The organism is Streptomyces sp. NPDC101776 (assembly GCF_044766845.1).
Taxonomy (GTDB): Bacteria; Actinomycetota; Actinomycetes; order Streptomycetales; family Streptomycetaceae; genus Streptomyces.
Genome location: NZ_JBIWMV010000026.1, coordinates 79,951 through 93,851 on the forward strand (window position 1 = coordinate 79,951; position 13,901 = coordinate 93,851).

The window sequence follows — 13,901 nt, forward strand, 5'->3', positions numbered from 1 at the left end:
TGACTGGGCACAATGACCGCAGGGGGTGCTCATGGAACGGATGATCCAGGAGATCGAGCTGCCCGGGGGAGAGCGGGTGCTCGCCCGGGTCAGTGTGCTCTCGCCCGAGGAAGTACCAGGCGGGGCCGAGGAGTTCGGGTACGAGGACGTGGGCGCCCTCGATCACATGGCCGCCCGCGTCGACCAGCTCAACGAACTGGTCGGCGGGGTCGGCGGGGCCGTGCTGGCGGCGGCGCGTGCCGTACGGCCCGACGAGGTCAGCGCCACCTTCGGTGTGGAGTTGGCGATGAAGCCGGGGAAGGCCGTGGCGCTGCTCGCCGACGGTGAGGCCAAGGCGGCCCTGTCGATCACGCTCACCTGGCGCGGGGACAGCGTGCAGGAGGCCACAGGGGACGCCACCGTCACGGCGCTCCACGACGGCCAAAGCGCCGCCGCCACATGACCGGCCAGCTCGACCGGTTGGCGATGCGAGCCACCGTACGGATCGGTCCGGACACGGCGCCCGGCACCCTCTGGGGCAGTGGTTTCCTCGTCGCCCCCGGCTGGGTGCTGACCTGCGCGCACGTCCTGCCCCTCTCCGCCGGTGTCGAAAGTGTCGGCACGCTGCGCGTGCAGGGTTATCAGCTCGATGCCCCGGCCCGGCTCGCGTACTGGCTCGGCGGCGGCACCGACCCCGAACAGGATCTCGCTCTCGTCCGCCTGGAGGATGACGCGGCACACGACCACGCGTGCGTGCGGCTCACCGATCGCTACGACCCGCCGCACCAGGTCACCGCGTTCGGCTGGCGCACACCCGCGGGCGGTGCGCCCCAGCCGTGGAACGGACACAGCGAGTGCAACGGCAGGGACGGCTCGTACGGGTTCACCCTCGCGCCGCGCATGGAGATACCGCACGGGGCCTCCGGCGGACCCCTGCTGGACCGTGACCACGGAGTTGTCGCGGGCATCGTCAAGGCCCGTCGCGCAGGCAAGGACGGCGGTCTGGCCGTCGCGGCGACGGCATTGCGCGGCTTCCGCGAGGCGCGTGCCGTGGGCGGCGAGGACAGCCTGGGCCGCGACCCGTACGCGGCGCTCATCCGCAGGCACGACCGCTGGCACCGCGGCGGGACGGTCGGCCAGAGCTGGGTGTGGCTGCAGGGCGAACCGTCCTTCGGCGGCCGACGCGGCTGGGGGCCCCGGGACAGCGCCGAGGCGTCCGCGCTGCTCGCCGAACTGCCGCGTCCCGTCTCGTCGGCCGAACTTCAGCGGATGATCAGCCGCGTGCTCGGCTACGAGCCGCTGTGGGAGGACGAGTTGGCCCCGGTCGACTGGCGCGACGGGCAGGGCTGGGTGCACGACCAGCCGGACGGCGCCGAGATCGTCGCGCTGCACTATCTGCTCGCCGTCGCCCAGTCCTGCCGGCGGCGGGCACCGGACGCCGTCGTCGAACTGGAGCGCTGGTTGAAGGCGCGGGTCGAACAGCTCCCCGTCTTCCTCGCGGCGCTGCTGCGTGAACGCGCGGGCGAGGAGCGGGGGTCGAGCACTGTCGGTGCCGATGACGGTGCCGACGGCGGTCGGCTCGCGGACGACCCCACCGTCCCGGACAGCGAACGGCCCGTCGTGGCCGTCGAGTTGGAACTCAACCCGTACGGTCCCGGCGACCGTTTCCACTGGCGGGTCTGGTCCTGGCCCGACGGACCCGACACGGCGCGGATGCTCGACGAGGACACCGAGGAAGAGGGCGCCCGGCTCACCGACCTCCAGCGGGTGCTGCACCGGCCGCTGCGGCAGGCGTTCGGGAAACTGGATGCCGAACAGTGCCCCGCCCGCCTCGAACTCGCCCTCCCCGTGCAGCACTTCGGGCTGGACGCCCACCAATGGCCACGGACCGCCGAGCCGTCCATGGGCGCGCAGCGACAGGTCGTGCTGCGCTCACTGAACCGGCGCGGCGAGCCGGCCCCGGTGTGGCGGGAGCGCTGGGACGGCGTCACCGGAAAGGTGCTCAAGGCGCTGCCGGTGCACTCGCCCGAGTACGCGAAGGAGGCGCTGGAGGCGGCGGCGCCCGACGCGGTGCCCGTCCTGTGCCGCCCGCCGCAGCAGAACGCCGACTCGCTGACCGAGGCGATAGGCGCCGGATACGGCGTCGCCCTGTGGAGCCTCAGCGCCGAGCACGCACGCGCGTGCGGCACGGACTGCGGCGAACTGTACGGCCGTACCGCCCAGTTGCTCGGCTCGGTCGACGGCGCCGCGGCCCTCCCCGAGCGACTGAGAGCCCTCCGTGAACAGGCCGGTGAGGAAGGCGGCGAGGACGCGGCCTGGACGGCACACATCGCGCTCCTCTACGACGACCCGCGGCGCCCCCTCCCGGTCTGCGACGACCCGCTGGACTCCCCGTGACCCGTCAACTCCCCACCGCGACCCGTGGATTGTGACCGCCCGGCAGAAGGAGACTCCCGTGACCACCCCCGACTGGTTCGTCTTCCGGGGTTCCGGTGAGCCGCACGACGGTGTCGAACGGCTGCCCGCGCCGCCGCCGTGGCGCGACTTCGACGGCGGCCCGCTCATCGGCACGGTCCCGCCGCTGGGCACCGAGTCGACGCGCCGCCTGGGCACCCGGGGCGCGGGCGGCCCCATCTGGCGCCCGGAGGAACTGGAGTTGATCAACGCGGCGCTCTATCTGCGCCGCCCGCTCCTGGTGACCGGTGACCCCGGCTCCGGCAAATCCACCCTCGCCCACGCCCTCGCGTACGAACTCGGCCTCGGCCGCGTCCTGCACTGGCCGATCGTGAGCCGCACCACCCTGCGCGACGGCCTCTACACGTACGACGCGATAGCCCGCCTCCAAGACATGCAGATGGCAAAGGAGTTGGACGACGAGCCCTACACGGAGGACATCGGCGAGTACCTGCGCCTGGGCCCGCTCGGCACCGCCCTGCTGCCCCGCACCCGACCCCGGGTCCTCCTCGTCGACGAACTCGACAAGAGCGACATCGACCTGCCCAACGACCTCCTCAACGCCCTGGAGGAGGGCGAGTTCCGCATCGCCGAGCTCCAGCGGATCGCCCGCAGGCAGCCCGAGGTGCAGGTCCTCACCGACGACGGCGACCGCGCCCCCGTCGAGGAGGGACGGGTACGCTGCCGGGCCTTCCCCGTCGTCGTGATGACCAGCAACGGCGAACGCGACTTCCCCGCACCGCTGTTGCGCCGCTGCCTCCACCTCGACCTGCCCTCGCCCCGCAACGACGAGTGGGGCACCGCGCGCCTCGACGCCATGGTCCGCGCCCACTTCGGCGACACGGACACGTCCGGCAACGAACAACTCATCCGCGAATTCCTGGAGTCGAGCCCCGGCTCGCTGCGCGCCGCCGACCAACTCCTCAACGCCATCTACCTCACCCAGGAAGCGGTACGCGACAGCGAGCCCGACCGTCGGCGGCTCGCCGAGCTGTTGATGAGGCCGCTGGACCAGGGCGAGCACGGAACGCGCTGATGACGGTTCCGCCGGAATTCCCCGCCGCCGACGGCCCGCTGAGTGGGCTTGTCGAGCGGCTGCGTGCCCGGCTGGGCGTCGACCCGGGCGCACGCGAACTCGCGGAGGCGCTGTGGCTGGCGGAGCACGTGGCCCGCCCCGAAGTACGTCCACCGGAACCGGAGTTGGCCGAGGCCGAGGAACTGGACGAGTCCCCGTTCCACTCCGAGTTCGGGCCGACGGGGGTACCGCCCGGAGAAACGGCGGCCCGAATCGACCTGGCGACTCCCAGGCCCCCCACCCCCGACCCACCGGACCGCACCACCTCCACCACCCGCCTGTACGCGGACCGTTCGGGCCCCGCACCGCACGACACCACCGAACAGGGCGGTCCCGAACCGGACTTCGCGCGGGTACGCGTCCCCGTGGCGACCGCCCTCCCCAACTCCCTCGCCCTCCAACGCGCCCTGCGCCCCCTCCAGCGCTACCACCCGCCCGTCCGCACCACCGCCCACCACCTCGACGAACAGGCCACCGCCGAACGGGCCGCGGAGACAGGCCTGTTCACCCCAGTGCTCCGACCAGGCACGCGCCGCGAGGCCCGGCTGCGGCTCCTCATGGACGCCTCGACCTCAACCTCCGTCTGGGACAGCACACTTGAGGAACTCCACCAGATCTGCGCGGGCCTCGGCGCCTTCCGCGAGGTGCAGGTGCACTACGTCCACCAGGGCGCCGACGGCCAGTTGGCGATCGGCACCTCACGTGACCCCGGCCGTGCCCTGCGCGCCGCCGAGCAACTGCGCGACCCCACCGGGCGCCAACTCACCCTCGTCCTCAGCGACTGCGCGGGCCCACTGTGGCGCTCGGGCCAGTTGCAACGGCTGCTGCACCACTGGACGCGGGCGGCCCCCGTCGCCGTGGTCCAGCCCCTCCCGCAGCGACTGTGGCGCCGCACCCACCTCCCTGCCCTGCCCGGCACGCTGCGCCGCCGCGAAGGCCTGGGCGCGCGGCTGGAGTTCAGGCCGGCCGAGGGCGAAGTGCCGTCCGGCGCGCTCCCGGTGCCGGTGCTCGGGCCCACCCGCACCGCGCTGGGCACGTGGGCGCGCCTGCTCTCCGGCGGCACGGGCCGCTCCCTCCCGGCGGCGGCCGCCTGGGTCCACGCGAGCCACCCCGCGGCCCCGCCCCGCGCCGAACGCCCACCTGCCGCCGACGCCGGCCCACTCGTCACCGCCTTCCGCCGCTCCGCCTCCCGCCAGGCCGTGTCCCTCGCCGTCTCCTTCTCCGCCGTACCGCTGAGCCTGCCGGTGATGCAGCTCGTCCAGCGGGCGGTGCAGCCGCGCAGTGGGCCGTCGGTGCTTGCCGAGGTGCTGCTCAGCGGGCTGTTGAAGCGGGGGGACGGGGAGGGCTGGTACGAGTTTGCGCCGGGGGCGCGGGAGGAGTTGCTGCGGCTGCTGCCTCGTGGGGATGCGCTGCTTGTGCTGAAGCACTGCGGTGAGTACGTGGAGCGGCACTTCGGGCGGCGGGCGCGTAATTTTCCGGCGCTTGCGGCGGCTGGGTTAGCGGGGGGTGCGGTCGGGCTGCCGACGGGAGAGGAAGAGGGGGTTCCGGAGGCGTTTGCCGAGGTTTCGCGGGTGGTGTTGGGGCGGTTCGCGGGGGCTGTGGAGGTGCGGCGGGAGTCGTTCGCGGTGTTCTACATGACGGACGACGAGGCGTGGGCGCGGTGGACGGCCCAGGTGCTGGGTGCCCAGGGATACGACGTGGATCTGCGGACGTGGACCGACGTCGAGGAGTTGCGGGAGGCGTTCACGTCGCCGGTGCTCCTTCTTCTCGGCGATGGCTGCAAAGTGTTCGAGGTGGCACTGGCAACCCTCGTGGCGACGGCCGAACAGCTGATTGTCACCGTCGATGTCAGCACTCCCTGGCCTCCACCGCACTGGAGCTCGGGCCTGGAACCGGTCCTCTCCCTGGCCAATTCGACCGAGCGCATGGCCAGATGGCGGCTGCTGGACACTCTGGGCGTCGACAATCCAGGCGCTCAGCCGCCCGGATCCCCGGACGTCGAGTTTCCCGGACCTGACCAGGTGGTGTGGGGCATGGTGCCCACTCCCTCGCCGGGATACGTCCTCCGGGAAGACCTCCTCGGCCGACTGCGCGAGAAACTGTCGACCGCTCAAGGAGATTCGGCCGCCTGCGCCTTGGTCGGACCGCCGTCGACCGGCAAGTCACAGCTCGCGGCGGAGTACGTGCGCAGGTTCGCCGGTGACTACGACTTCGTGGGGTGGATCCGGGCCAAGGACCACGTGACACGCCTCGCCGATGTCCAACGGTTCGGCTCGACACTCGCGCCGTACGCCGACGGCCTCCCCCAACTCCACGAACGGTTCCGGCACTTGCGCGAGGCGAACCTCCGCTGGCTGATTGTCTACGACGGCTGGAACGACCTCCAGGACGCCAACGACCTGCTGATCAGCGGCGGCCACGCGCTGATCACCACCGAGGACGGAGCCTGGGCGGAGGCGGTCGACGCCTTGCGGGTGTCCGCCACCGAGGAGGCGGACTCAACCGGACCGGCGACAGACTGGGACGAACTCGTCCGTCGCGCCCTGGTCCGTGTCCACGCCTCGGCTGACGCGCAGGGTGTCGTGTCGGCCAGCGGCTTTTTCCTGGCACCCGGCTGGGCGGTCACTGCGGCACACGTGGTCGGGGGCAGTAACCAGCGGTCGGGCGTCGGCATCACCACCATGGACGGCCGTGGCCATCAGGTCGAACAAGTTCATGTCGTAGGTGAGTTGGCGCTGCTTCGGGTGCCAGACGTGCCGGGCCTCGACTGCTTGTGGCTTACCGACCGTTCGGTGACCCCGATCGGAACGGCGAGTCTGTACGGAGCCGATGGGCCCCTGGACGCTCCTCGTGTGCGTTCCACGGCGACCGCGGTCTCCGGACAGCTGAACAGGGACAAGTTCGCGCTCGACGGCGATCCGATTCCTTTGGGAAGTGCGGGTGGCCCTGTAGTCGACGAGCGCGATGGCTCCGTCATCGGCGTGCTCATGGTTCGGCGGGCCGACGGCGGTGGGAGGGGCGAGGCCGTCCATATCGACGCCCTGCGGGCGCTGTGCGAAGCGGGCGTCGCAGGTGCCGAGTTGTGGCACAAGCTCGTACCGGCCCATGACCGGCACCACGCGGATCGGTTCGCCGCACGGGGTCCCCACATGACCTGGACGGGAGTTCAACTCGGGCTGACAGACGCGCCGGCCTCGGCCCTCCCGCCGGACAAGCGGACCGAACTCTATGGACTGCTCGCCGAGTTGGAGCCGCCCGTAGAGCCGAAGACGGTACTGGAACTACTCGATCCACGGTCACGGCCGGACCGCCCCCCACGTCACTGGCGAGACGGCGTCGGATACCTGAACCACCTCGCCACCGATGGGGAACTACTGCTCTACGCCGCACGCGTCTGGGCCCACCTCGCCACGCGCAGCAGCTCGGACTATGCCCCTGCACTCGCAGCCCTGCGGAACTGGGTGCGCCTCATGGGCACGGGCGGGCGGAAGGTCGACGAGGTCTTCAGCCGCGTGGACGCGGATTTCACCAGGATCGGACCTGTTGTGCGCGTAGAGATCAAGCCCTCCATCTTCGGCACCTACGACTGGCACATGGCACTGAAGGAGGACAGTGGTGAACTGCTCCTGCTGGAGGCGCAGTTGGGTGTTCCGGCAGCGGAACTGCAGGACCGGCTACGCCGTCATCTCTCGAACTCGCAACCGCTGACTGAGGCGATCAGAGGCGCGGCGTTCGTCCAGTTCTCTCTGTCGAGCGAGCTGCTGTGGGATCTCCCGGTGGAGAGCTGGAGGCTGCCCACAGGGAAGAAGGAGCCCGGACGGGAGAGGATCGTCTTCGTACGCAGCGAGGAGCGTCGGGGTGAACGGTTGCTGCGTTGGGACGCGGTGTCCAGGGGCCCGCTCCAGGGGCTTCGGCTGGACAGGCTCGATGCTGTCGACTGGGACACGGCGCCCCTCAACGCAGTACCACTCCTGTGCCGACATGTCGATGCGAACACGCCGACCACCGGCCTCGACCGGGCCAAGGCCCGGGGATTCCCCCTCATGGTGTGGAGTCGGGCGGCAACCCATGACAACTGCGCCGATTTCTACGACCGCGCGGAAGACCTGCTGCACCAGGCCGGTACAGCCCGAGAACTTGTCGTTCGGGTCAGCTACTTGAGGGCCCAATCCGCCCGCCACGACCCCGAAGCCGCCTGGGCCCGCCACCTGGCCGTCTTCTGCGATCCCCCCGACGACCGCTGACCCGTCCCCCGGATACACCAATGGGCCCGCCCCCGAGCCACAAAGACTCGGAGCCGGGCCCACCATACGTAAGACCAAGACGTGTCGAGACCTACGCCTCGAACACCTCCCGCACCAACTGCTCCTGCTCAGCCTGGTGCCGCTTCGCGGACCCCACCGCCGGAGAGGACGAGTGCGGACGCGAGATCCGCCGCAGCCGCTCCCCGTGCGGAACATCCGCGCCGACCGCCAGGTCCAGGTGGTCGATCAGGTTGAGGGCGATGAACGGCCAGGCGCCCTGGTTGGCCGCCTCCTCCTGGGCCCACAGGTACTTCTCGACGTTCGGGTACTTGTTGACCTCCGCCTGGAGCTCCGCACCCGGCAGCGGGTACAGGCGCTCGACGCGGATGATCGCCACGTCCGTGGTGCCGCGCTTGGCGCGCTCGGCCTCCAGGTCGTAGTACAGCTTGCCCGCGACGAAGACGACCTTGCGGACGGCCGCCGGGTCGGTGACCGTGGCGTCGCCGATGACCGGGCGGAACTGGCCCGTCGTGAACTCCTCCGCCTTCGACGCGGCGGCCTTGAGGCGCAGCATCGACTTCGGGGTGAAGACCACCAGCGGCTTGTGGTGCGGGTTGTGCACCTGCCACCGCAGGAGGTGGAAGTAGTTCGACGGCAGGGTCGGCATCGCGACCGTCATGTTGTTCTGCGCGCAGAGCTGGAGGAAGCGCTCGACGCGGGCCGAGGAGTGGTCCGGGCCCTGGCCCTCGTAGCCGTGGGGGAGCAGGAGCGTGACGCCGGACGTCTGGCCCCACTTCTGTTCCGCCGCCGAGATGTACTCGTCGACCACCGTCTGCGCGCCGTTGACGAAGTCGCCGAACTGCGCCTCCCACATCACGAGCGCGTCGGGGCGGGCCAGCGAGTAGCCGTACTCGAAGCCCATGACCGCGTACTCGGAGAGGAGCGAGTCGTAGACGTTGTAGCGCGCCTGCTCCTCGGAGAGGTACTGGAGCGGGGTGTAGTCCTCACCCGTCTGGCGGTCGATGAGGACCGCGTGCCGCTGGCCGAACGTGCCTCGGCGCGAGTCCTGGCCGGACAGCCGGACCGGGGTGCCCTCAAGGAGGAGGGAGCCGATCGCGAGCGTCTCGCCCATGCCCCAGTCGATCGTGCCGTCCTCGACCATCGTCGCCCGGCGCTGGAGCTGGGGCAGCAGGCGCGGGTGGACGTGGAAGTTGTCCGGGATGTTGACCTGGGACTCGGCGATCCGCTTGACGACCTCCGTGGAGATCGCGGTGGAGACCGCGACGGGGAACTCGGCCTGCGGGTCCGACATGGGGGCGGCGCCGGGCTGGGCGATCGCCTCGCGGACCTCGGTGAAGACCTTCTCCAGCTGGCCCTGGTAGTCCTGGAGGGCCTGCTCGGCCTCCTCAAGGGTGATGTCGCCGCGACCGATGAGGGACTCGGTGTACAGCTTGCGCACCGAGCGCTTCTTGTCGATCAGGTCGTACATCAGGGGCTGGGTGAAGGCCGGGTTGTCCGACTCGTTGTGACCGCGGCGGCGGTAGCAGATGAGGTCGATCACCACGTCCTTGTTGAACGCCTGACGGAACTCGAAGGCGAGCCGCGCCACGCGGACCACTGCCTCCGGGTCGTCGCCGTTCACGTGGAAGATCGGGGCCTCGATCATGCGCGCCACGTCCGTGGCGTACATCGAGGAACGCGACGACTCGGGAGCCGCCGTGAAGCCGACCTGGTTGTTGATGACGATGTGGATCGTGCCGCCGGTGCGGTAGCCGCGCAGCTGCGACATGTTGAGCGTCTCGGCCACGACGCCCTGGCCCGCGAAGGCCGCGTCACCGTGCAGGGCGAGAGGCAGGACCGTGAAGTCCGTGCCGCCCTTGTTGATGATGTCCTGGCGGGCGCGGACGATGCCCTCGATGATCGGGTCGACCGTCTCCAGGTGGGACGGGTTCGCCGCGAGGGTGACCTTGATCTGCTCGCCGTCCAGGCCGGTGAAGGTGCCCTGGGCGCCCAGGTGGTACTTCACGTCGCCGGAGCCGTGCATCGACTTCGGGTCGAGGTTGCCCTCGAACTCGCGGAAGATCTGGGCGTACGACTTGCCGACGATGTTCGCCAACACATTGAGCCGGCCTCGGTGAGCCATGCCGATGACGACCTCGTCGAGGCGGGACTCGGCCGCGCTGTCGATGACCGCGTCGAGGAGCGGGATGACCGACTCGCCGCCCTCAAGGGAGAAGCGCTTCTGGCCCACGTACTTCGTCTGGAGGAAGGTCTCGAAGGCCTCCGCCGCGTTCAGGCGGCGCAGGATGCGCAGTTGCTCCTCGCGCTCCGGCTTGGAGTGCGAGCGCTCGATGCGGTCCTGGATCCACTTGCGCTGCTTCGGGTCCTGGATGTGCATGAACTCGATGCCGGTGGTGCGGCAGTAGGAGTCGCGCAGCACGCCGAGGATGTCGCGCAGCTTCATCAGGGACTTGCCGGCGAAGCCGCCGACCGCGAACTCCCGCTCCAGGTCCCACAGGGTGAGGCCGTGCTCGGTGATGTCCAGGTCGGGGTGCTTGCGCTGGCGGTACTCCAGCGGGTCGGTGTCGGCCATGACATGGCCGCGGACCCGGTAGGAGTGGATCAGCTCGAAGACGCGGGCGGCCTTCGTCACGTCGTTGTCGTGCGACGCGTCGATGTCCTTGAGCCAGCGGACCGGCTCGTACGGGATGCGCAGCGCCTCGAAGATCTCGTCGTAGAAGCCGCTCTCGCCGAGCAGGAGGTTCGCGACGATCCGCAGGAACTCGCCGGAGGCGGCGCCCTGGATGACCCGGTGGTCGTAGGTCGACGTGAGGGTCATGACCTTCGAGATGCCGAGCTTGTTCAGGGTGTCCTGGCTCGTGCCCTGGAACTCCGCCGGGTAGTCCATGGAGCCGACGCCCATGATGACCGACTGACCGGGCATCAGACGCGGCACCGAGTGGACAGTTCCGAGGCCGCCGGGGTTGGTCAACGACACGGTGACGCCCGTGAAGTCATCCATCGTCAGCTTGCCGTCGCGGGCGCGGCGGACGATGTCCTCGTAGGCCTGCCAGAACTCGAAGAAGTTCAGCGTCTCGGCCTTCTTGATGCCGGCGACGACGAGCTGGCGGTCGCCGTTGGGCTTCACCAGGTCGATGGCGAGACCGAAGTTGATGTGCTCCGGCTTGACCAGGGTCGGCTTGCCGTCCTTCTCCACGAAGGAGTAGTTCATCGACGGCATGGCCTTGATGGCCTGCACCATCGCGTAGCCGATGAGGTGGGTGAAGGAGATCTTCCCGCCCCGGGCACGCTTCAGGTGGTTGTTGATGACGATGCGGTTGTCGAAGAGCAGCTTCACCGGGACCGCGCGCACCGACGTGGCGGTGGGCACCTCGACCGAGGCGTTCATGTTCTTTGCGACCGCGGCGGCGGGGCCGCGCAGCGTGACGTACTCCGGGCCACCGGTGGCCTCGGTCGCGGGCGCGGCCTTCGGCTTCGCGGCCGGAGCCGGGGCTACGGCCTTCACGGGGGCCGGAGCGGCGACGGGAGCCGGCGCAGGGGCCGGAGCGGCTGCTGCGGGCGCCGGTGCGGGGACCACCGGAGCCGCCGGTGCGGCAGCAGGAGCAGCCGGGGCTGCGGCTACGGGTGCGGCCGGGGCCGGGGGAGTGGAGGTCCCTGCGGCCCCCGCGGCCGCAGTACCCGCCGAAGTCGAGGTCGGGGCGGCAGCCGCGCCCGGCTTGTAGTCGGCGAAGAAGTCCCACCAGGCTCGGTCTACCGAGTTCGGATCCTGGAGGTACTGCTGATAGATCTCGTCGACGAGCCACTCGTTGGGCCCGAACGCGGCGGCGGGATTCTTACCCGCGACTTGGTCGGACTCGGTCGAGATGGTCGAGTTACTGGGGGACTGTGACGACACGGCGGCAACCGCCCTCTTCCGCTTCACAAGGTGATGGACAGCGGGAATTAAGGCTACGCCCCCATGACCGCCAAGGTCAGGTCGGGCCGGTCCATCGTCGCGTAAGTCACATCGGAAAGTGTGTTTCGAGCGCTGAAATGGCGGGAAAAAAGCGTGGTTCCGCTCCAGGAGGGACGCATCGATGCGGGCCGGACGCGCCGATGGCGCGGGCCTGTGCCTGATCACACGTGTCCGTCAGCGCGGACCGACATGGATCTTGGGGCTCCGGTTCGAACTTTACGTCAACTTGGCACGGATGACAGTCCCGGGAGGGTGACGATGATCCTGCAACCGCGGTCGGATTCGGCCACACCGATCCGGCCGCCGTGCAGATCCACCGCCCAGCGGGCGATCGCCAGCCCGAGGCCCGTACCGCCGTCGCTGCCCGGCCCGTGCGGCGAGCTCACCGCACCCCGGTTGAACCGCTCGAAGATGTGCGCCCACTGCGCCTTCGGGATGCCGGGTCCCTCGTCCAGGACCTCCAGCTCCAGCGACTGGGGCAGCGAACCGCGCCGCGCCTTGACCGTCACCCGGCCGTGCGCGGGGCTGTGCTTGACCGCGTTGTCGATCAGGTTGGCGACGACCTGGTGGATGCGCTCCGGGTCCGCGAGCGCGGTCAGCTCCGGCGGGGACACGTCCAGGTGCAGATGGACGTCCGTCCGCGTGTGACTCCCCGAGCCCGACGCGATGCCCGCGCGCGCGGAGGCGACCATGTTGGCCTCCTTGAGCACGCCCGAGAGATACGGCCACACCTCGAAACGGCGGGTCTTCAGCGGTACGACGCCGTTGTCCAGCCGGGAGAGGTCCAGCAGCGTCTCGACGAGCCGCCCGAGCCGCTCGGTCTGCTTCAGGGCCGTCCGCATGGTCTCCGGGTCGGCGGCCGAGACGCCGTCGACGACGTTCTCCAGTACGGCGCGCAGGCCCGCGATGGGGGTGCGCAGCTCGTGCGAGACGTTCGCGACGAGCTCCTTGCGCTGGCGCTCCTGCGCCTCCAGCTCGTCGGCCATGACGTTGATCGTCCCGGCCAGGTCGCCCAGTTCGTCGCGGCGGTTCTCGCGCACCCGGCGCGTGTAGTCGCCGCGCGAGATGGACCGGGCCACCGTGTTCATCTCGTCCAGCGGCGCGGTGAGCGAATGGGCCACGAACTGCGTTATCAGCAGTGTGGCGATCATCGAGAAGACCGTGATGAAGCGCAGCTCCGTCGCCGTGCGCATGGCGATCATCATCAGCCCGGTGGTGATGAGCACCGAGATGACGACCAGCGCGCCCAGCTTGGTCTTGATCGAGAACGGGCGTACGCCGCCCCAGGACTCCCCGGGGCTCCTCCGTGACGTCGGCCCTTCCCTCATGGCGTCGGTGTCTCCAGTGCGTAGCCGACGCCGTGGACCGTGCGGATCCGCTCGGCGCCGATCTTCCGGCGCAGCGCCTTGATGTGGCTGTCGACCGTCCGCGTGCCGGAGGCGTCCGCCCAGTCCCACACCTCGGCGAGCAACTGCTCGCGCGAGAGCACGGCACGCGGGGTGTTCGCCAGGCACACCAGCAGGTCGAACTCGGTGGGCGTCAGGTGCACGTCGTCGCTGCGCACCCGTACCCGGCGCTGCGCGTGGTCGATCTCCAGCTCGCCGAGGCGCAGGATGCCCGAGCGCGGGGTGGACGCGGCCACCACGGCACGCTCCACCCGGCGCAGCAGGACGTGCACCCGAGCCGCCAGTTCCCGCATGGAGAACGGCTTGGTCATGTAGTCGTCGGCGCCGACCCCGAGTCCGACCAGCATGTCGGTCTCGTCGTCGCGCGCGGTGAGCATCAGCACCGGCACCGGGCGGGCGGCCTGCACACGGCGGCAGACCTCCAGCCCGTCGAAGCCGGGCAGCATGATGTCGAGGATCAGCAGATCGGGCTGCCAGGCCTCGGCGGTGTCGACGGCCGAAGGCCCGTCGCCCGCGGTCTGCACGAGGAATCCCTCGGCCCGCAAACGGGCTGCGATGGCGTCGACGATTGTCGGGTCGTCCTCGACCACCAGTACCCGGCGCTGTGCGCCGGGCGTGGCCGTGGCCGCACCGTTGTGGGAGGTCTGTGTCTGCTCCATCGCCCGCCCCTGAAGTGTGCTTTCCGGAACCAGTGGGGTGATCCCATGACTGCGCTTGACGCTTGAATGATCTGCGTCAGGCAAGCAGGGTACGGGGAGTAACGGCGG

7 protein-coding genes are annotated in these 13,901 nt (G+C 70.2%); 4 read left to right on the forward strand and 3 right to left on the reverse strand.

The window, feature by feature from the left end:
* The first annotated feature begins 31 nt into the window (after positions 1 to 31).
* From ACIRRY_RS45635 to ACIRRY_RS45650, 4 genes are read left to right on the forward strand one after another with little or no spacing between them, the layout of a single operon-like run.
* Complete coding sequence (locus ACIRRY_RS45635; protein ID WP_403985227.1) at positions 32 to 442, forward strand: CU044_2847 family protein; 411 nt, start codon at positions 32 to 34, stop codon at positions 440 to 442.
* Positions 439 to 2,376, forward strand: a complete 1,938-nt coding sequence (locus tag ACIRRY_RS45640) for a trypsin-like peptidase domain-containing protein (protein WP_403985229.1) — start codon at positions 439 to 441, stop codon at positions 2,374 to 2,376. Before ACIRRY_RS45635 ends, ACIRRY_RS45640 begins: the two co-directional genes overlap by 4 nt.
* A gap of 58 nt (positions 2,377 to 2,434) precedes the next feature.
* On the forward strand, positions 2,435 to 3,469 hold the full coding sequence (locus ACIRRY_RS45645; RefSeq protein WP_403985231.1) for an AAA family ATPase: 1,035 nt from the start codon (positions 2,435 to 2,437) through the stop codon (positions 3,467 to 3,469).
* Complete coding sequence (locus ACIRRY_RS45650; protein WP_403985233.1) at positions 3,469 to 7,752, forward strand: SAV_2336 N-terminal domain-related protein; 4,284 nt, start codon at positions 3,469 to 3,471, stop codon at positions 7,750 to 7,752. Before ACIRRY_RS45645 ends, ACIRRY_RS45650 begins: the two co-directional genes overlap by 1 nt.
* Before the next feature lie 91 nt (positions 7,753 to 7,843).
* Here the strand turns inward: ACIRRY_RS45650 and ACIRRY_RS45655 are convergent, their stop codons facing one another.
* The 3 genes from ACIRRY_RS45655 to ACIRRY_RS45665 form a co-directional block, all read right to left on the reverse strand.
* Complete coding sequence (locus ACIRRY_RS45655; RefSeq protein WP_403985235.1) at positions 7,844 to 11,668, reverse strand: multifunctional oxoglutarate decarboxylase/oxoglutarate dehydrogenase thiamine pyrophosphate-binding subunit/dihydrolipoyllysine-residue succinyltransferase subunit; 3,825 nt, start codon at positions 11,666 to 11,668, stop codon at positions 7,844 to 7,846.
* A gap of 281 nt (positions 11,669 to 11,949) precedes the next feature.
* The gene (locus ACIRRY_RS45660) at positions 11,950 to 13,056 is read right to left on the reverse strand and encodes a sensor histidine kinase (protein WP_403985237.1); all 1,107 of its coding nucleotides are present in this window, start codon (positions 13,054 to 13,056) and stop codon (positions 11,950 to 11,952) included.
* On the reverse strand, positions 13,053 to 13,793 hold the full coding sequence (locus ACIRRY_RS45665) for a response regulator transcription factor (RefSeq protein WP_403985239.1): 741 nt from the start codon (positions 13,791 to 13,793) through the stop codon (positions 13,053 to 13,055). Before ACIRRY_RS45665 ends, ACIRRY_RS45660 begins: the two co-directional genes overlap by 4 nt.
* Between the last annotated feature and the right edge of the window lie 108 nt (positions 13,794 to 13,901).